The sequence below is a fragment of the Altererythrobacter sp. H2 genome, from assembly GCF_035319885.1.
Lineage (GTDB): Bacteria > Pseudomonadota > Alphaproteobacteria > Sphingomonadales > Sphingomonadaceae > 34-65-8.
The window spans coordinates 727,891-747,048 of sequence record NZ_CP141285.1 but is presented as its reverse complement, the minus strand read 5'-3'; the positions used below and the strand labels follow the sequence as shown (position 1 = coordinate 747,048).

General features: G+C 66.1%; 17 protein-coding genes. 5 read left to right on the top strand and 12 right to left on the bottom strand.

The features are described 5' to 3' along the window. Positions 1 to 3: 3 nt before the first annotated feature. Positions 4 to 450, bottom strand: a complete 447-nt coding sequence (locus tag U4960_RS03670; protein WP_324262257.1) for an NfeD family protein — start codon at positions 448 to 450, stop codon at positions 4 to 6. Continuing rightward, positions 450 to 1,436 (bottom strand): SPFH domain-containing protein, encoded by a 987-nt coding sequence (locus tag U4960_RS03665; RefSeq protein ID WP_324262256.1) that lies wholly within the window; start codon positions 1,434 to 1,436, stop codon positions 450 to 452. Before U4960_RS03665 ends, U4960_RS03670 begins: the two co-directional genes overlap by 1 nt. A gap of 112 nt (positions 1,437 to 1,548) precedes the next feature. Here U4960_RS03665 and U4960_RS03660 point away from each other — a divergent pair, with 112 nt between their 5' ends. Beyond that, positions 1,549 to 1,869, top strand: a complete 321-nt coding sequence (locus tag U4960_RS03660) for a hypothetical protein (protein WP_324262255.1) — start codon at positions 1,549 to 1,551, stop codon at positions 1,867 to 1,869. Next, positions 1,857 to 2,381 carry a response regulator gene (locus U4960_RS03655; protein WP_324262254.1) on the top strand — a complete coding sequence of 175 codons (525 nt, stop codon included), beginning with the start codon at positions 1,857 to 1,859 and terminating at the stop codon, positions 2,379 to 2,381. The genes U4960_RS03660 and U4960_RS03655 overlap by 13 nt, the downstream gene beginning before the upstream one ends. Before the next feature lie 2 nt (positions 2,382 to 2,383). Here the strand turns inward: U4960_RS03655 and U4960_RS03650 are convergent, their stop codons facing one another. After that, positions 2,384 to 3,262: a dienelactone hydrolase family protein gene (locus U4960_RS03650; protein WP_324262253.1), complete on the bottom strand. Its 879-nt coding sequence runs from the start codon at positions 3,260 to 3,262 to the stop codon at positions 2,384 to 2,386. 148 nt (positions 3,263 to 3,410) lie between these two features. Here U4960_RS03650 and U4960_RS03645 point away from each other — a divergent pair, with 148 nt between their 5' ends. Further along, positions 3,411 to 5,543 (top strand): PQQ-dependent dehydrogenase, methanol/ethanol family, encoded by a 2,133-nt coding sequence (locus tag U4960_RS03645; RefSeq protein ID WP_416379097.1) that lies wholly within the window; start codon positions 3,411 to 3,413, stop codon positions 5,541 to 5,543. Between the two features lie 32 nt (positions 5,544 to 5,575). Then, positions 5,576 to 6,034 (top strand): protein tyrosine phosphatase family protein, encoded by a 459-nt coding sequence (locus U4960_RS03640; protein WP_324263167.1) that lies wholly within the window; start codon positions 5,576 to 5,578, stop codon positions 6,032 to 6,034. Here U4960_RS03640 and U4960_RS03635 read toward each other — a convergent pair. The 7 genes from U4960_RS03635 to U4960_RS03605 all read right to left on the bottom strand — a co-directional run bounded on the left by U4960_RS03635 (position 6,031) and on the right by U4960_RS03605 (position 13,169). Then, positions 6,031 to 6,438 carry a VOC family protein gene (locus U4960_RS03635; protein ID WP_324262252.1) on the bottom strand — a complete coding sequence of 136 codons (408 nt, stop codon included), beginning with the start codon at positions 6,436 to 6,438 and terminating at the stop codon, positions 6,031 to 6,033. The two genes, U4960_RS03640 and U4960_RS03635, sit on opposite strands and share 4 nt — an antisense overlap. A gap of 4 nt (positions 6,439 to 6,442) precedes the next feature. Next, the gene (locus U4960_RS03630) at positions 6,443 to 7,249 is read right to left on the bottom strand and encodes an SDR family NAD(P)-dependent oxidoreductase (RefSeq protein WP_324262251.1); all 807 of its coding nucleotides are present in this window, start codon (positions 7,247 to 7,249) and stop codon (positions 6,443 to 6,445) included. A 9-nt stretch (positions 7,250 to 7,258) separates the two neighbouring features. Beyond that, positions 7,259 to 8,578 carry an acyltransferase family protein gene (locus U4960_RS03625; RefSeq protein ID WP_324262250.1) on the bottom strand — a complete coding sequence of 440 codons (1,320 nt, stop codon included), beginning with the start codon at positions 8,576 to 8,578 and terminating at the stop codon, positions 7,259 to 7,261. Between the two features lie 96 nt (positions 8,579 to 8,674). Then, entirely contained in the window at positions 8,675 to 10,795 is a 2,121-nt protein-coding gene (locus U4960_RS03620; RefSeq protein ID WP_324262249.1) for a TonB-dependent receptor, read from the bottom strand. Between the two features lie 55 nt (positions 10,796 to 10,850). Further along, a complete protein-coding gene (locus U4960_RS03615; protein ID WP_324262248.1) occupies positions 10,851 to 11,252 on the bottom strand; it encodes a hypothetical protein in 402 nt (133 codons plus the stop codon). Between the two features lie 32 nt (positions 11,253 to 11,284). Further along, on the bottom strand, positions 11,285 to 12,139 hold the full coding sequence (purU, locus tag U4960_RS03610; protein WP_324262247.1) for a formyltetrahydrofolate deformylase: 855 nt from the start codon (positions 12,137 to 12,139) through the stop codon (positions 11,285 to 11,287). Positions 12,140 to 12,143: 4 nt separating this feature from the next. Next, entirely contained in the window at positions 12,144 to 13,169 is a 1,026-nt protein-coding gene (locus tag U4960_RS03605; RefSeq protein WP_324262246.1) for an NAD(P)H-dependent flavin oxidoreductase, read from the bottom strand. A gap of 180 nt (positions 13,170 to 13,349) precedes the next feature. Between U4960_RS03605 and katG the strand changes: the two genes are divergently transcribed. Continuing rightward, on the top strand, positions 13,350 to 15,557 hold the full coding sequence (katG, locus tag U4960_RS03600; RefSeq protein ID WP_324262245.1) for a catalase/peroxidase HPI: 2,208 nt from the start codon (positions 13,350 to 13,352) through the stop codon (positions 15,555 to 15,557). Positions 15,558 to 15,651: 94 nt separating this feature from the next. Here katG and U4960_RS03595 read toward each other — a convergent pair whose 3' ends face one another. Beyond that, complete coding sequence (locus tag U4960_RS03595; RefSeq protein ID WP_324262244.1) at positions 15,652 to 18,033, bottom strand: TonB-dependent receptor; 2,382 nt, start codon at positions 18,031 to 18,033, stop codon at positions 15,652 to 15,654. Positions 18,034 to 18,175: 142 nt separating this feature from the next. Next, positions 18,176 to 19,006, bottom strand: coding sequence for a LytTR family DNA-binding domain-containing protein (locus U4960_RS03590; RefSeq protein WP_324262243.1), 831 nt, complete (start codon positions 19,004 to 19,006; stop codon positions 18,176 to 18,178). Positions 19,007 to 19,158: the final 152 nt, after the last annotated feature.

Here is a 19,158-nt window from a genome sequence, read left to right as displayed (position 1 = left end):
ACGCTAGCCAAGCGGTTCGACCAGCAGGACGGAACCGTCGCTGCCGGTAATCCGGACCCGCGTGCCGACCGGCAGGTCGGCGCCGCGGGCCAGCCATTCGCTGTCTCCGTGCCGGACGCGTCCTGATCCGCCTTCAAGCGCTTCGACCACCACTGCGGTTTCCCCCGCCATCCGCAACCCGCGCCGGTTCATCTTGGGGTCGGCTTCGTGGACCGGATGATCCTTGATGAGGCGCCGCCCGGCAAACACCGCGATGAAGGCGCTCACCGCGAAAACGATGATCTGAAGGGGCACGCCGATCGGCAGGGACCAGGCGACCAGCCCGGTCAGGATAGCCGCGCCAGCCAGCCACATCAGGAAGAAGCCCGGCACCAGAATTTCCGCCGCAGCCAGAAACAGGCCCAGCGCCAGCCAGACGTAATGCGGCGCGATTTCGCCCAGCCAGCCCATCAACGCTCTCCGCCAGCGGGCGGCACGCCCGGCCGGGCAGGGGGACGGGCGGGACTGGCCGGGTTCGCCGGGCCGCTACCCGGCCCCCCGATGGCATCACGCACCAGCTCTCCGATGCCGCCAAGCGAGCCGATCAGCTGCGTTGCCTCGACCGGGAACAGGATGGTCTTGGCGTTCTTGCTGTCGGCAAACTTGCCGATCGCCTTGGTGTATTCCTGGGCAACGAAGTAGTTGATTGCCTGTGAGCCCGATCCGGCGATGGCATCGCTCACCATCTGGGTCGCCTTGGCTTCGGCCTCGGCTTCGCGCTCGCGCGCTTCGGCATCGCGGAAGGCGGCCTCGCGGCGCCCCTCGGCTTCCAGAATGGCGGACTGCTTCTCGCCCTCGGCGCGCAGGATCTGGCTGGCACGGGCACCCTCGGCCTCGAGGATTTCGGCACGCTTGAGACGCTCGGCTTTCATCTGCCGCGCCATGGCTTCGGAAATATCGAGCGGCGGCCGGATATCCTTGATCTCGACCCGGGTGATCTTGACGCCCCAGGGCGAGGTCGCGTGATCGACCACGGACAGCAGGCGCGCGTTGATCTCGTCCCGCTTCGAGAGGGTTTCATCCAGATCCATGCTGCCCATCACGGTGCGCAGGTTGGTGGTCGTGAGCGCCATGATCGCCTGGTACAGATTGGATACTTCGTAGGCCGCCTTGCCGGCGTCCAGCACCTGGAAGAAAACCACCGCATCAACCCCGACCATGGCATTGTCGGCGGTGATGATCTCCTGCCCCGGAATGTCGAGCACCTGCTCCATCACGTTCACCTTCTGCCCGACCCGGTCGACGAAGGGGATGATCACATGGAGACCCGGCTGGGCGGCGAGCGTGAACTTGCCGAGCCGCTCGATCGTATAGACATAGCCCTGGCGCACCACGCGCACGCCCATGATCATGAAGACCACCGTCAGAAAAACGATGGCGACGAGCAGTTCGAGCATGGCTGATATCCTCGCAAAGGTAAGTAGATCTTTTGTAACGCGGCGCGCGCGGTTTGCAATTCGGCAAGGAATTGCCGCTAGCCCTGCATGGTCAGGCAATCGGGGCGACGCTGTGATCGAAATCGAAGTCCAGAACGAAACGCACCAGACGCAGGAGCGGCTGCGCTTTGCCACCGTGCCGCGCATCGGCGAGGGCCTGCGCCTGCGCGAGCCTGACGGCTGCTGGGCCAGCTACGACGTGCTCGACGTGTGGTACCAGAAGGCCGAGTTCGGCGATGTCTGGGTCCCTTTCCTTCATGTCTGCATGACCGAGAGCGAAGCGGCCCGCCTTGCACCCGAGGTTGCGGTACCTGTTCCACCTTTGCGCCAGCAGGCACCGGCTGCTTTCGCCAGCCTGTCCCCCCGTCAGGAGATCGCCCCGTGGAGAACCTGATCAAGCGCAATCTGAGCCTGGTCGAGCCCGCCGCTCCGCCGGTAACAGACCAGCCTGTGCCCGCCCAGAGCCAGGCCGATGCCGTAGCTGCGGCAGTTGCGGCTGCCCGCGCGGCGGCCTCCGGCAGCGCCCCGGTTGCAGCGGCGGCGCTCACCTGCCTGGTGGTGGACGATTCGCGGATGATCCGCAAGGTCGCCCGGCGCATGGCGGAACAGCACGGCTTCGTGGTCGCAGAGGCGGAAAACGGCGAGGAAGCGATTGCCCGCTGCCGTGCTGCCATGCCCGACCTGGTCCTGACCGATTGGGACATGCCGGTCATGACCGGCCCGGAATTCGTGGCCGCGCTACGCGCCCTGCCCGGCGCCGAGAACACCCGGGTGATCTTCTGCACCTCCAAATCAGGGGCGCAGGACATTCACCGCGGGATTGGCGCGGGCGCAGATGACTGGATCGTCAAGCCGTTCGACGAGGCAGGCCTTTCGGCCAAGCTCAGCGCGCTCGGCTTTATCTGACGCTACAGGTTGGCAGCGTAGAGCCGCATCAGATCATCCCAGGATGCGGCTTCGGCTGCAGGCGCGTAAGCCGGGCTGTCCGGCACGGTCCAGCCGTGGTCGCCATCGTATACCTGCGTGGTTGAGCCGCGCCCGATCTTCTCGGCAAACGCCTGCAAAACTTCGGTGTCCGCAGGTGCCTTGGCGTGGTCATCGCGGGCCACAGCGATCAGGAAACCTGCCTTTGTACCCGGCATCTGGGCGTGCGGGCTCAATCGCTCACCAGCCCGCACCAGTCCGCCGCCATGGAAGCTGGCCGCCGCCCTGACCCGGTCCGGCACGGCCGCCGCTGTCCACACCGCGAAGGGGCCGCCCATGCAGTATCCCTGGGATCCGATCCCGCGCGCGGTGTCGACTTCCTCCTGCGCGTCGAGCCAGGCCACTGCCGCGCGGGCATCGGACATGATCGCTTCTGCGGTCAGCTTGCCGCGCATGGCACGCGCCCGGTCCCATCCGCCGTTTCCGGCGAAGTCGGCAAAGTCGGTCCAGATCGGCGCCCTGGTATCGCGGTAGTACTGGTTGAGCACCAGCGTGGCATAGCCGCGACCGGCCAGCCGCCGGGCAATGTCTTTCTTACTTTCGCGCAACCCGGCAATATCGGGCCACAGGATGACCGCGGGCGCAGGCCTGGTCATCGGATGGACGAACCAGCCGTCCATCGTGCCGCTGGCGGTCGTGAATGCGACATCGCGCTCGGCCATGGCTGGCAGGGTTATCGCGCTGTCATCCCCTGCGACCGGCGCGCAGGCTGCTCCTGCGACCGCCATCACGCCCAGCGCGCCGAACTGGCGCCGGCTCAGGCCTTCGCGGGCCCACCGTGTCAGCTGTTCCTCATTGCACATCGTCGCCGCTCCCGTGTTGTCTTCCCGCCTGAACGCAGGCCGCTTGTCACTGTTCCATCATTTTGGAGCAATGGACAAGCGCTGTGCGAGCGGGCAAGAAAGGTTTCAAAGCGCGACCGGTAGAGTCGCCAGAAGGGGAGAGGACGGGATGAAAAGGTTCGCAATCGCGGCAGCGCTTACGCTGATCACATCAACGGTGGTTCTGGGTAGCTGCAAGGATACCGCCATGCCCGAGGGCGGGATCGACATGGCCCGCCTGCTGGCCGCCGATGCCGATACCGCCAACTGGATCACCCACGGGCGGACCTATTCCGAGCAGCGCTATTCTCCGCTCGATGCCGTGAACATGGACAACGTCGGCGAGCTCGGCCTCGCCTGGTCGGCCGACATGGACACCGCGCGCGGGCAGGAAGCGACCCCGCTGGTGCTCGACGGCAAGCTCTATCTCACCACCGCATGGAGCAAGGTGAAGGCGTTCGATGCCGCCACCGGCAAGCTGTTGTGGGAATACGATCCCAAGGTGCCGGGCGAAACCGCGGTCAAGGCCTGCTGCGACGTGGTCAACCGGGGCCTCGCCACCTGGGGAGACCGGCTCTTCCTCGGCACGCTCGACGGGCGGCTGATCGCGCTGAATCGCGAAACCGGCGCAGTCGAGTGGGAAAAGGTCACTGTCGACCAGTCGCAGAGCTACACAATCACCGGCGCGCCGCGCGTGATCGACGGCAAGGTCATCATCGGCAATGGCGGGGCGGAGTTCGGCGTGCGCGGCTATGTCGCCGCCTATGATGTGGCCGACGGCGAGGAGCTGTGGCGGTTCTACACCGTGCCCGACCAGCCGTCTGACGATGATCCGGAATACCTCAAGAAAGCCGCTGAAACATGGAGCGGCGAATACTGGAACATCGGCGGCGGCGGCACGGTGTGGGATTCGATGGCCTACGATCCGGAGCTGGACCTGCTCTATATCGGGGTCGGCAACGGAAGCCCGTGGAACCGCGCCTATCGCAGCCCAGGTGCGGACGGCACCGGCGAAGGCGACAACCTCTACCTCTCCAGCATCGTCGCCATCCGGCCGGGGACCGGCGAATATGTGTGGCATTACCAGACCACGCCGGGCGAAACCTGGGACTATACCGCGACCCAGCACATCATGCTGGCCGACATGGAAATCGGCGGAAAACCGCGCAAGGTGCTGATGCAGGCGCCGAAGAACGGGTTCTTCTACGTGATCGACCGCGAGACGGGCGCGTTCATCAGCGCCCAGCCCTATGTCACGGTCAACTGGGCCAGCGGGATCGACCCCAAGACGGGCCGCCCGACCGAAAACCCGGAAACGCGGGTGGACAAGACCGGCAAGCCTGCAATCGTCACCCCCGGCGCGCTGGGCGGGCACAACTGGCACCCGATGGCCTATCACCCGGGCGAGAACCTGGTCTACATCCCGGCGTTCGAGGCCGCGATGGCCTATGCCCCGGAAGCGAACTGGAAGCCTGACCGCAACCGCGGCTTCAATGTCGGGTTCGATCTCGGCGCCGGCGACCTGCCGCCCGATCTCGGCATTCGCAAGGAGGTCGCGGGCACATTGAAGGGCATGCTGGTGGCATGGGACCCGGTGGCACAGAAGGCCCGCTGGACCGTGCCGCACCCCGGCCCCTGGAACGGCGGCCTGCTGGCAACCGGAGGCGGACTGGTGTTCCAGGGCACCGCCGGGAGCGAGTTCAACGCCTACAGCGCCAGGGACGGCAAGAAGTTGTGGAGCTTCCCCGCGCAGACCGGCGTGGTGGCCCCGCCGATCACCTACACGGTCAACGGCGAACAGTATGTCGCAGTGCTGGCCGGCTGGGGCGGTGCCTATGCCCTGTCGGTCGACGGCGAGCTGATCGACCGATTGAAGCCGGTGCAGAACCTCAGCCGCCTGCTGGTGTTCAAGCTGGGCGGTACCGCCAAGCTGCCGGAGATGCCGGCGCTGGCCAAACTGCCGCTTGATCCGCCTGCCAGCCGGGCCAGTGCGGACGTCATCGCCGACGGGGCGAAGCACTACGCCCGCTACTGCGCGGTCTGCCATGCACCCGCTGCGGTGGGTTCTTCCGTGCTGCCGGACCTGCGCCGCAGTGCCACCCTGGCGGAGAAGAGCGCCTGGCTGGCGGTGGTCAATGACGGCCTGCTCAAGGACAATGGCATGGCGAGCTTCGCCGGGTCGCTGACCCCGGAACAGATGGACGCAATCCGCCAATACGTGATCTTCCGTGCCAACCAGGACAAGGACGCCGGGGTGAAGTGACCGGGGGCGTGAAGTGACCGGGGCATGAAGTGATGGGAACAGGAGATCCGGCCGACATCCGCGCCTGGCAGCGGCTGTCGGCCCGGATCACCACATCGGGCAAGCTCGATCCCGATGACCCGGCACGGCTGGCTGCACTGGGCATTCGCCGGGTGGTCAACCTCGCGCTGGCCGACCATCCCGAGGCCCTGCCGGACGAAGCGGAGCGGATGGCGGCGGCGGGTCTGGCCTATACCCATATCCCGGTGCCGTTCGATGCGCCCGAGCCAGGGCATTACGCCGCGTTCAAGGCCGCGCTGGCAGGTGACGAGCCGGTCCACGTCCACTGCATCATGAACTGGCGGGTGTCAGCCTTCTTCTACCTGCAGCACCGCGAGCAGGGCATGCCTGAGACCGAGGCCCATGCGCTGATGGCACAGCAGTGGGACCCGCTCGGCTCAGACAACCCGCGTGCCGCGCCGTGGCGAGCCTTGCTGGAGCAGCTGGCCTAGCTAGCGGGCGCGAAGAAATTCAGCTCCAGCAGCACATTGTTCGGATCGGCAGTGAAGATTTGCCTGAGGCCGATCGAGGACAAATCGTTCACCCGGTAGTCCGCCCCGCGCGCATCGAGCCGCGCCTTGACCTCGTCGAAATTGCCACACCGCAGCGCGACGTGGTGGATCGCGCCGGTTTCCGCTCCCGGCTGCACCGCCCGATCAAACGCACGCGGGCAATCGACCGAATTGAGATGCAGGATCGCGATACCCGAACCATCGTACATCCAGCGCACCTGCTCCGGCCTGAGCGGCGGCGGACCGTCGCGCTCCTCCAGATCGAGCAGTTCGGCATAGAACCGGGCGGTCTCCGCCAGCCGGTCCGTAATGATGTTCACATGGTCGAGCCGTTCGACGATCATCCGCCTAGCCTTTCCGCATTCCCATCTGCGCGCTCTGCCCGTCATCGACCCGGATGGTCGCACCGGTGACGCATTCACTCGCCGGGCTCACGAGGTAGAGCAGCGTCGAATCGAGCTGGGCGGGCACCGGCACACGGCGGCGCGCGACCATGTCGGTCGGGTCGCCGATCCGGGCGAACATGCCATCGGTCATTTCGGTCACGAACATCCCCGGGGCTATCGCGTTGACGTTGATCCCGGCATAGGCCCACTCGACGCTGAGCGCTTCGGTCATCCGCACCACAGCCGTCTTGGTGACGGCATAGAGCGCCGCGCCGCCGCCATTGTAGCTATAATGCGCGGTCGAGGCGATGTTGACGATGTTGCCCGGCTTCTTCGCATCGATCAGCCGCCGGGCCACCTCGCAGGCGAGGATCCAGGGCGCGCGCAGGTTCACGCCCAGCACCCGGTCCACCAGATCGAGCGGCATCTTGTGCGCGCGCATGGCGTCGGGAATGCCGGCATTGTTGACCAGGATGTCGACCGTGCCGAACGCCGCTTCCGCCGCAGCCACCGCAGCGACCAGGGCATCGGCATCGGTCGCGTCCATCTGGACCGGCAGGGCCCGCCCCCCGGCGGCCTCGATCTCCTTCGCCAGCGCCTCGAGCCGGTCAATGCGGCGCGCGGCAATCGCCACTGCGGCGCCCTGGCTCGCCAGCACGCGGGCGAACCGCTCGCCAAAGCCGGACGAGGCGCCGGTGACGAGCGCCACCCGGCCGGTCAGGTCAGTTGAAGCATTGGGCAGGGGAAACGCGTTCAGTTCATTGTTCACAGGCTGGCCTCACTGGTTGGTTTTCGGGCGACTGGCGGTGATGTCATAGAGCTTGCCGAAGCGGACCAGCGCACCTCCGATAAAAGGCAGGACCACGATCCACAGCCGCACCCCGGTCACCCCTTCCGGGCTGGCAATGCTGAGCACGGCAGTGGCGCCGAGGCCGACGCAGGCGAGAATCAGCCCCAGAAACAGCCGCCATTCGGGCACATCGCCCTTGCCCGCTGCCTTGGGGTGCGCCGGGGCCTGCTCATAGCGGGCAAACAGCATGACCAGCGGCAGGGTCAGCGCGATATAGAGCGCAAACCAGATCGGGCGCGCAAACCACCATGCGCCGCTGCCCGGCTCGACTGCCAGCCCCGGCCCGCCCAGCAGCCAGGCCCCGACCAGCACCAGCACGAACGCGGTCAGGTGCCACAGGTAGATGCTCATGATCATGCCGTTGATCAGCACCACGCCGGTCCACAGCCGCAGGTTATCGAGCATCCGCCGCGCCTGCGGCTCCAGCGCCAGCGCGAAGCCGGTCTGCGCAATTCCCAGCGCCAGCAGCGCTATGGTAGGCGGCATCGAGTTCGAGATCTCGCTCCCCGGCACGCCGATCATCGCCACCGGATAGGGGCCGGCAAACACCAGCAGCAACAGGGCTGCAAGTCCGCTGATGCCCCACACCAGTGCCTTGGCGGGTTTGGCAAAGTGCCCCTCGCCCCAGGCATAGCCGAGCTGGTGCACCGCCAGCCAGACAAAGGCGAAGTTGGCGAACTTGATGTGCGGCACCCCGAACTGCAGCGTCAGCACGTCAACCGCGACGGCGCCTGCGACCAGCGCCACAAAAGACGCCAGCCCCCAGCGCCGCCATGCCGCGTGGGTCAGCGGCACCACCGCCGTGACCATGATATAGACCGACAGGAACCACACCGGGATCAGCGCCAGTTGCGCCGCCATCGCGACGATCGGGCGCTCGATCCCCAGGACCGTGCCGAACATGGCAATCCCGGTCCAGATCGCGAACAGCGGCAGGACCGGATAGATCAGGCGGCGGAAGCGGCTGGAGAACCAGTGCGAAAAGCTCGCCCCCTGCCGCCGGTTGGCCGACCAGCTGACCCCGTTCGAGAACCCGCCGACCAGGAAGAACAGCGGCATGACCTGGAAGCCCCAGGTCAGCCACTGGGTCCACGGCAGGATGCCGAGCAGGTGCCCGCCCTGCACCGCGCCGCTGCCGTCAACGTAGGGCGCGGCGACCAGCCAGTGCCCGATCACCACTGCGAGGATGGAGAGCGCGCGCAGGAAATCGACGTAGCGGTTGCGCTCCGGCGGGGCCTGGGCCGCCATCTCCCGCGCCCGGCTCCAGATTGTCTTTCTTGTTCGCTCTGTCACGCGGCCCCCTTCCGTCGGGCGGAAAATGGGCCACGTAACAGGCGATTGCAATCAGAAGTCGAACCCGAGCCGCACCCATGCTCCGCGCCCGGCCCCGGGCAGCCTGGAGCCAATCGGTACGTCCGATGCGCCGACCCGGTTGAGGCCGGAGAGATGCGGGCGATAGAGCGTGTCGAACAGATTCTCGACCCCTGCCGCAAGGGTCATTCCCCGCATCAGCCGTGCCTCGCCGAACAGGCTGAGCACGGCATAGCCCTTGCTCGGCAGTTCGCTGTTGGTGGCTGAAACCTTGCCCTGCTTTGCAGCACCGACCATCTCGGCGCCGAGGGTGAACTGGCCCGGCTGCCACAGCACGGCGAGCCGCCCGTTGGCGGGGGCGACCCGGTAGAGGTTGCCGATCACATCGCGCCGCCTGGCCCGGACCCAGCTCAATGTTCCCTCCATCCGCACGGTCTTGCCAATTCGACTGTCGAAATCGACATCGACACCGAACAGCTCGGCATCGACATTGCGGAACATCAGCGGCGTGGCATCCCCGCTCATGCTGGCGACCAGCTCGACCGGGCTGTTGATCACCCCCGGCGTGGCATCGAACGGCGTCCCCTGGATGTAGTCATCCACCCGGCGGTAGAACAGCGTCGGGCGCAGGGTCAGCGCGCCGGTGGCAAGGTCGATCCCGGCCTCGGCGATCCACGCCACTTCCGGTGCGAGCGTGCGGTTGCCGACGTAGATGTTGCCGTCGGCGAGGCCATAACTGGCCTCGGTCGGGAGCCAGGCGAAACGTTCAAGCAAGCCCGGCACCCGGGTCTTGCGTGCCAGTGCGAGGCGCGGGGTGAGCCTGTCCCCCGTCAGCCAGGCCCGGATGACCGCATCGACCGTGGTGTCGCGCCGCGCCCGGTCGCTGGCGATGAACTGCGCTGCCAGCGTGCGCGGCCCCGCGGGCACTCCTGCGCCAAGCTGTGGCAAACCCGCGCTCTGGCTGGTCCGGTCGACCCGCGCCCCGGCCTCCAGTTCGAGCGCCCCCAGCGCGCCGCGCCATTCGGCAAACGCACCGAGCCGTTCCGATGCGAGCTGCGGCTGAGCGTCGATGAAGAACGCGGCATTGGCAGGGTTGGTGATGCGGACAAACTTGTCGCTCAGCTCCGCGCCCACACCCACCGAGACATGCCGCCGCTCGCTCCCGAACCGGACCGAGCCTTCCGCTGTCATCGTATCGGCATCGGCGAAGGTCGCCCGTGCCATTGCGGCGGGCGCAGCCGGGCGGCGGACCGTCTGGTTGTCCATCAGGTGCCGCACCGCGACATGGCCCAGCCGCAGGTCGAGCGTGACATCGCCCGCAATCTCGCCGGCGAAACCGCCCTGCACGAAATCGGTATCGAAGTAGACAATATCGAGCGCGAACGGCGGGTTGCCGCTGGGGTCGGTTTCGCTGCGGCGGTATTCGACGAACAGTTCGCCCGCCCCGGACCGGAATCCCGCCACGGCCCCGTAGAGATTGCGCTCGTAGGACGTGCCCCGGGCCACCCCTCCGGGGATGCGGTAATCTTCGCCTTCTTCGCGGCTGGCGATCAGACCTAGTCGCCAGCGGTCACTGGCAAGCCCCGCCATGCCGCCCACGGCAAGGCTGTCGTCCACACCGCGATAGTGTGCCCGCACCGTCCCGGCCGGCTCCAGCACCGGGCCGCTGCCGAACGCTGGCTGGAGCAGCACGGCATTGACCGCCCCGGCCAGGCCCGGACCTTGCGAGACCGGCGCGACCCCGCGTGCAATCTCGATCCGCTCCAGCAACACGGCAGGGGCATAGTGCAGCGGCGGGTCCATCGCGTTGGGGCCGCCGGTGGCAAAGCGCTGGCCGTTGACCCGGCCCACCAAGCGCTCGCCCGACAGCCCGCGATAGGACAATTGCCCGGACAGCGCCCCGTTGCCGACCAGCGCGCCCCCGGCCGTGCGGGCGGCAAGGGCGGCCGCATCGGCCGGCAGGGCGATGGTCGCGGGCGGTTCGAGGGCATCGGTGGCGGCGGCATTGTCTCGTGCAGCGGTGACCACGATCACGTCGGTCAGCACGGGATCGCGCGGGGGCTCGCCGGCGTGCTCGGCATGAAGGGGAACAGCGGCCAGCAGGGCAGGCGCACACAGCAAAAGGCCGCGCAGGCGGCGGGAGAAATCAGTCATGAGATATTCCTGAACAGGTGAAAATCGGGCCGCACGCGCAGCCTGAGGGGATGGTTCAGGAAACGATCGGCGGGCCTCTCAGCGGCGGGCGCAGGCGTGCCAACCGGTGCAGCACGATCCGGGGCGCAGGCAGCAGTGCCAGCGCCATGACACAGGCAAGCGCGGCCAGCAGCAGGTCGAGCGGCGGCAAGGTGGCTGCCTGCCCCAGCGCACTGAATGCGCACTGCTCGCCTTGCTCGGCGGCATGGTCGGGCGCAGGCATCTCGCGTGGAATAGCCAGCGTCACGGTCGCCGGGCCGAGGCCGGCGTCGCGGCAGATCGACAGGGTCAGTTCAAGATTGTCGCCCTGCCTGGCCATCATGCCCTGCGGAACCAGCGCGCGCAGGCCGAGCGCCAGCACGGCCAGCACAATCCAGGCAGCACGATGCCGCAACAGCAGGGTACGCAAGGCGACCATCGGCGGCGCTTACTCCTGCAGGAAAAACAGGGCTAGCCCCGGAATACCACTGTGCGCCCGCCGTTGAGCAGGACCCGCTCTTCCAGATGGAGCCGCACCGCTTCCGACAGGACCCGGCGTTCGATATCGCGGCCCTTGCGGACCAGTTCATCGGGTGTGTCGGCATGGGTAATCGCCTCCACATCCTGGTGGATGATCGGCCCCTCATCGAGATCGCTGGTCACGTAATGCGCGCTCGCACCGATCATCTTGACCCCGCGCGCATGGGCCTGGTGATAGGGCTTGGCCCCCTTGAAGCCTGGCAGGAAACTGTGGTGGATATTGATGCAGCGCCCGGCAAAATGCGCCGCCTGCTGGTCGGACAGAATCTGCATATAGCGCGCGAGCACCACCAGTTCGGCCCCGGTCTCCTCGGCCAGCGCGCGCACCTGCGCTTCCTGCTCGGCTTTGGTATCGGCGGTCACGGGCAGGTGGTGGAAGGGAACCTCACCGATATTGGTATGGGTCAGCGCCTCGCGGGGGTGGTTGCACACCACCGCCACCGGCTCCATCACCAGCTCGCCGATCCGCCAGCGATAGAGCAGATCGGCCAGGCAATGGTCGAACTTGCTGACCATCAGCATGACCCGCCGCGGGCGGTCGCGCTGAACCAGCTTCCAGTCCATCGCATATTCGCCCGCAAGGGCAGTGAAATCAGCCCGCAAGGCATCGCCCCAGGCGCGGCCGGGCGCGAACTCGACCCGCATGAAAAACCGCCCGCTGGCGGCATCGTTGAACTGCTGCGCCTCCAGCACATTGCCGCCACGCTCGAACAGGAACGAGGCGACCCGGGCGGTAATGCCGGGCCGGTCCGGGCACGACAGCGTCAGGACAAACGGCGCTGCCACGATCTCAGCGCCGGTCCAGTGCGGCTTCGCATTCGGCCATGAGCTGGGCGATGATGTCCGCCACCGGTTCTTCGGCCTTGACCATGCCGACGCTCTGGCCCGCCATCAGGCTGCCGCCCTCGATATCGCCGTCGATCACCGCCCGGCGCAGGGCACCGGCCCAGTAATGTTCGATCTGCAACTGCGCCGCTTCCATGTCGACTTCGCCCCGGTCGAGCATTCCGGCCACCTCGATCTGCTTGGCGGTGAATGCCTCGGTGCCCTTGTTCTTCAGCGCCCGAACGGGGATCACCGGCAAGCGCGGATCGACCTGCACGCTGGCAATCGCCTCGCGTGCGGAAGCCCGGAAGAAGGCCTTCTTGAAATCGGGGTGCGCGATGCTTTCGCTGGCGCAGGCGAACCGGGTGCCGAGCTGCACCCCGGCCGCGCCCATTTCCAGATATCCCGCAATCGCCTGCCCCTTGCCGATGCCCCCGGCAACGAAGATCAGGTGCTCCTCCGCCAGTTCAGGCAGGATTTCCTGGGCCAGGACGCTGGTGGAGACCGGGCCGATATGCCCGCCCGCTTCCATCCCTTCGATCACCAGCGCATCGGCGCCTGACCGCAGCAGCTTCTTGCCCAGCGCCAGCGTCGGGGCGAAGCAGATCACCTTGGCGCCGCCAGCAGTTCCCTGGCTCGCCTTGATCGCCTCGACACTGCCCTTGGGCGGGATGCCCCCGGCCAGCACGACATGGCCGACGCCGTGCTTGCCGCAGACCGCAATCAGATCGAACAAGGCCGGGTGCATGGTAATCAGGTTCACCCCGAACGGCTTGTCGGTCAGCGCCCGCGTGGCGGCGATTTCCGCATCAAGCAGTTCCGGCGTCATCGCCCCGCAGGCGATCACGCCGAAGCCGCCCGCATTGCTGATCGCGGAGACGAGATTGCGTTCCGAAACCCAGCTCATCGCCCCGCACATGATCGCGGTTTCGCAGCCGAGGAAGGCGGTGCCCCGGGCCATCAGGCGGGCGGTCTTGGGATAGTCTGTCATGGCCGCGGCGCTTAGGGCCCGGCAGCATTTGCCGCAAGCCCCGCACGGCTGGCGGATGCGCGCTGCTAAAACCGGCAGAAGCGATTACTATCTGGCAATTAATCGATTGGACTAATCAAAGGCCCTGCGGCAGAGCAGCATCACACCCCTATCCAGATGACACTATCGGAGGAACACCCCATGGACATGAAAACCGGAGAAATGAGCGGCGGATGCCCAGTGACCGGCGCAGGCGCAGCCCGCAGCCTGCTTGGCCGCACCAACCGTGACTGGTGGCCCGATTCGCTTCAGCTTGAAATCCTCAAGGAGGACGGTCGCCGCGCCGACCCGATGGACGAGGATTTCGATTATTGCGAAGCGTTCAACGCGCTCGATTACAACGCGCTCAAGGCTGACCTGACCGCGCTGATGACTGACAGCCAGGATTGGTGGCCGGCTGACTATGGCCACTATGGCCCGTTCTTCATCCGCATGGCCTGGCACGCAGCCGGCACCTATCGCACCGGTGACGGACGCGGCGGCGCATCGAGCGGCCAGCAGCGTTTCGCCCCGCTCAACTCGTGGCCCGACAACGGCAACCTCGACAAGGCGCGCCGCCTGCTGTGGCCGATCAAGCAGAAGTACGGCAAGCACATCAGCTGGGCCGACCTCTTCATCCTGACCGGCAACGTCGCAATCGAATCGATGGGCGGCCCGGTGTTCGGCTTCGGCGGCGGCCGCAAGGACGTGTTCGAGCCCGAAACGGTTTACTGGGGTACCGAAGAGCAGTGGGTCAATGAGGGCGTTGCCACCCGCATCCTGCCCGATGAAGGCAAGGCGCTGGAAAACCCGCTGGCCGCGATCCAGATGGGCCTGATCTACGTCAACCCCGAAGGTCCGGGCGGCAACCCGCACGATGACGTGGGCATGGCCCGCGACATGCGCGAAACTTTCGCCCGCATGGCGATGAACGACGAAGAAGTCGTCGCGCTGACCGCCGGCGGCCATGCTTTCGGCAAGGCCCACGGCGCCAAGCCGGCTGACACGTTCGGCGGTGCGCCGGAAGGCGAGCATCTGGCCCTGCAGGGCCTGGGCTGGCTGACCGACAAGGACGAAATCGGCAAGGGCCACATCACCACTTCGGGCATCGAAGGCGCCTGGTCGAACAACCCGACCCAGTGGGGCGGCGACTACTTCCGCCTGCTGTTCAAGTACGACTACGAACTGGTGCAGTCCCCTGCCGGTGCGAACCAGTGGCAGCCGATCGGCCAGACCGAGGAAGACATGGCTCCCGACGCGCGCGATCCGTCGAAGAAAGTGCCGACCATGATGACCACGGCCGACATGGCACTGAAGCGCGATCCGGAATTCCGCAAGATTTCCGAGCGTTTCCGTGATGATCAGGCGGCGCTGGACGATGCCTTCGCCCGCGCCTGGTTCAAGCTGTGTCACCGCGACATGGGGCCGAAGATCCGTTACCTGGGCCCTGAAGTCCCGGCCGAAGACCTGATCTGGCAGGACCCGGTTCCCGCTGGCACCACGCCTTCAGACGCCGATGTTGCCGCATTCAAGTCGGCCATCCTCGCCAGCGGCCTGACCGTGAGCGAGCTGGTCAAGGCAGCCTGGGCCTCGGCCGCGACCTACCGCAACTCGGACCACCGCGGCGGTGCCAACGGTGCCCGCGTCCGGCTGGCTCCGCAGTCCAGCTGGAAGGCGAACGATCCGGAAGAACTGGCCAAGGTACTCGCCAAGATCGAGGAACTGCGCGGCAACCTGTCGATGGCCGATGCCATCGTGCTGGCTGGCACCGCAGCGGTCGAAAAGGCGGCCAGGGATGCCGGTTTCGACGTGACCGTCCCGTTCACCGGCGGCCGCGGCGACGCCACTGCCGAGCAGACCGATGCCGAGAGCTTCGAGCCGCTCGAGCCGCTGGCTGATGGTTTCCGCAACTACCTCAAGGGCAAGGCGAGCGTGAAGACCGAGGAACTGCTGGTTGACCGTGCCCACCTGATGGGCCTGTCGATCCCCGAAATGACCGTGCTGGTCGGCGGGATGCGGGCACTCGGCGCAGTGGCCGGCAACACCGACCACGGCGTGCTCACCACCCGCAAGGGCCAGCTGACCCCCGACTTCTTCACCAACCTGTTCGACATGAGCACGGAATGGTCGGTGGTCGACACCAGCGGTGACGAGGAGTTCGTCGGCAAGTGCCGCAAGACCGGCGCGGAAAAGTGGCGCGCCACCCGCACTGACCTGGTGTTCGGCTCCAACTCGCAGCTGCGCGCCGTAGGTGAAGTCTATGCCGAGAAGGGCCATGAAGAGAAGTTCGTGCGCGACTTCGTCAAGGCCTGGACCAAGGTGATGAACGCCGACCGGTTCGACCTCAGCTACGCCAAGTACCACCAGTAAGCCGCAAGGCTCAATCTAACCGAAGAGCCGCCAGAGCCCTTCGGGTTGCAGAAACCTCCCCGAGCCACCCGGCTCGGGGAGGTTTTTGTTGGGGTCAGAGCCCGGCGTTCCTGAAGCGGGCGGTCACCTGCACGCCATAGAACCGGGGCTCCGCCGGGATGAAGGTGGGAATGCCGAATGCCCCGCCGGTGTTGCCGGCATCCAGCAGGTACCGTTCGTTGGTCGCATTGCGGATGAAGCCCGCGACTTCTAACGCCTCGTCGGCAAAGGTGAACCCAGCGCGCGCATTGAGCAGGGTGACTGCCTCTTGCGAGGTCACCGGGCTGTTGGGCAGTTCAAAGAAGATCCGGCTGCGGTGGGTGACACTGGGCGTGGCGAAGAAACGGGTGCCGGTGCTGACCGGCGCATCGATCGTGAAACCGGCAGCGGCCTGCCACTCGGGCTGGAGCCGGAAACGGGCACCGGAAAAGGCTGGGGCGAAATCGTTGTTCTCGTCGATTCCGCCGTCGATATAGCCGGCGTTGGCAAACAGGCTGAGCCAGCTGGCAGGGCGCAGCTGCACCTCGGCTTCGACTCCCAGGTTGCTCGCCTTGCCGGCGCTTTCCGTGCGTGTGCTCCCATCGGACTGCGTCACGCTGACCTGGAAACCGTCATATTTCTGGTAATAGATACCAAGTGACCCCGACAGGATGCCCGCCGCGCCCTTCAAACCCACCTCGTAGTTCCAGACCGTTTCCTGTGGCACCACTTGCAGGTTGGGCACAGCAAAGCCACCGGACCGCGCCGCCGACAACTGGACGACCGGCGACCGGCGGCCCTTGGATACGGTGGCGAACACGTTGACCTGATCGGAAAGGCGGTAAAGGACATTGAACCGGGGCAAGACGGCCGAGAAGCTGCGATCCGCCTCGAACGTCTGCCCACCGGTGTCGATCTGGCCCGGGATGAGCGAAAAGTTGAGGAACGGCACTGCTCGCAGCAGGCCAGTCCGGTTGGGCTCAGGCAGCAGTTGCGGCAGCACCGGCACGGGCACGCTGGAGATGAAGCCCGACTTGCGTTCTTCGATCAGCAACCGCACCCCGGCAGTAAGTTCAAGCGCCTCCGCAGCGATCCAGGTGGCATCGGCAAAGACCGAATAGCTCTGATTGTCGCCCTGGTTTTCGAATACGGAACTGTATGGCAGCGCGGCGATGGTGCCACCGGAAAGAGCAGGGGTGATATTGAGCGCAGTCACTGCACCGGCGGGATTGACGCACGCGACGCCTAGTCCGCTGAATGCCCCGGTCAGGCACTGGATGAACACGCCTTCCTCAGTCGAAAAGGGCACGTTTTGGCGCCCTTTCTCGGTAAAATAGTTCCACCCGAATGATGCCCGCCATGACGGATCAGCGTAGCTGAAGCGCGCCTCGTGGCTCATTTGCCAGCCATCGGCGATCTCGGCGAACTCGAGATAAGGCGCGGCGCTGCCATCGGCGTCGAACACTTCGGCACTGTCGAATTCGCGGTATCCGTTGACCGTGGTAAAGGTCCAGCCATCGGCAAAACCGTAAGCCAGCGTGAAGTTGGCGTCATAGACGTCTCGGTCGAGACCCAGCTGGCTGTTGCCCAGGGCCTGCGCGGAAAAGGGCGAACCACCCAGATTGGCCGCGCCGAACGGATCGGCTGGGCCTGCTTCAGTCGGCAGGGTGCCCGAAATGAAGGGTGTGCCACCGTTGCGCTGGCGATCATAAGTGCCGACCAGGTCTATCGTCAGTGCATCAGTGGGCGTGAAGCGCAACGAGGCGCGAACGCCCAGCTGATCCTGCGCGTAGAGTTCCTCCTCCTGCGATGCCGCCAGGTTTTCGACGTAGCCGTCACGTGTCCGCCCTTCGAAAGCAATCCGCCCGGCCACCACGTCCGATCCCGCGTTGAGATAGCCGCCAACCAGGGTCTGGTCGAAATTGCCGTATCCGCCGGTCAGTTCACCCGCCAGGCCCGGACGCGGCCTGGCCGACACTAGGCTGATCGCGCCAACGGCAGAAGCCGTGCCGAACAGGGTTGCCTGCGGGCCTTTGATGACCTCCACCCGTTCAAGATCGTAGATTGCCTGATAGGACCCCCGCGAGCGCGAGATATCGACCCCGTTATAATAGAGCGTCACGCGCGGGCCCTGCTGCGACGAGCCGCTGTCCGAGGTGATCCCGCGGATCACGATGCCGGGATTGTTGGCGCTCTGTTCCTGGATGTTGAGGCCGGGGATATAGCTCGACAGTTCGTCGAGATCGCTGACCCCCAGATCCTTGATCCGCTCGCCGCTGACGGCCGAAATGGTGATCGGAACATCGACCGCCCTTTGCTCGATCTTCTGCGCGGTGACAACGATGGTGGTATCGTCGGCCACAACAGCCTCTGGCGCAGCAGTTTGAGCGAATGCGGCAGTCGGCAGCAAAACTGTCGAACAGAGCAAGGCGTCGTGGACGGACATGAATCTGGACATCGGGTGCTCCCTGAAAGGTTGCAGGGCGGCTACCGATCAAGTGTGAAACGACCGCGACCTGACTGCGACAGTGCGGTGATATCAGGGTGTCGGAACGGTCATATTCGATGGGGCAGCGTGGTCGGCAGCCCCGCGAGAGGTCTCAGATCCAGCCCTGCTCCTTGAGCACGGCCACATTGGCACGGGCGACCGGGGCTTCCAGACCGCCGGGCAGGACCAGCCGCAGGTTGCGCCCGTCACGGCGCACATCCTCCACCGCATGGCGCGCGACCCACCAGCTGCGGTGGACCTGCAGACCCTCGATCCCGTCCAGTTCGGCGATGGCATCGCGCAGCCGCATCAGGATCAGCTCGCTGCCGAGCGCCGTATGCGCGCGGACATAGTGGTCCTCCATCTCCAGCGCGATCAGGTCTGTGCCGAGGTGCGGCGGAAGTCGCTCGAGGAAGCGCCCGACCGCAGGCGCGGGTTCCGAAACCGGCGCCGGAACAGAATCGGAAACCGGTTCGGGCAACCGCAGCGCCTTGGCCTGCGCAGCCGCGGCCCGGTCAGGGTCAAACAGGAAGAACAGCAAGGTCACGATGGCGCCAATCACCAGCACGTAGCCATAATTGACCGCCAGCACCTCGAACGGCGGGAACGGCTGCCCGTATGGCAGGCGGTCGACTGCCGCCACCGCCAGCGACATCGGCACCGTCGCAATCAGGCAAGCGCCGGTCCACAGCAGCCAGGTCGGCAGGTCGAGTTTCCGGCCATGATGTTCGATCAGCCAGCCAATCGGACGGTAGAAGGCGTATCCGGCCACTGCGAGACTGGTCCAGTAAGCGAGCCTGACCGGCAGGCTGGTCTCAAACGTCCCGAACGGGCCGATCACCGCCAGCACCACGCCGATCCCCACCATGACCGCCAAGTCGAGCACGAGCTTGCGCCAGAACCGGTGCGACTGGCTTGTGGGGGTGGTGGCGGTGTCTGGCATGGACCGGCAGCCTAGCGCCCGTTCGCGCTTCGTAAAGTGGCAAACCCGCGCACCAGCGCCTCATTTCACGTACAGACCGTGCGGCTGGCGCAGGGGCGATTGCCCGCGAACAGTGCGGCGACATTCTGGGCAGGCAAACCACGAATGCCCCA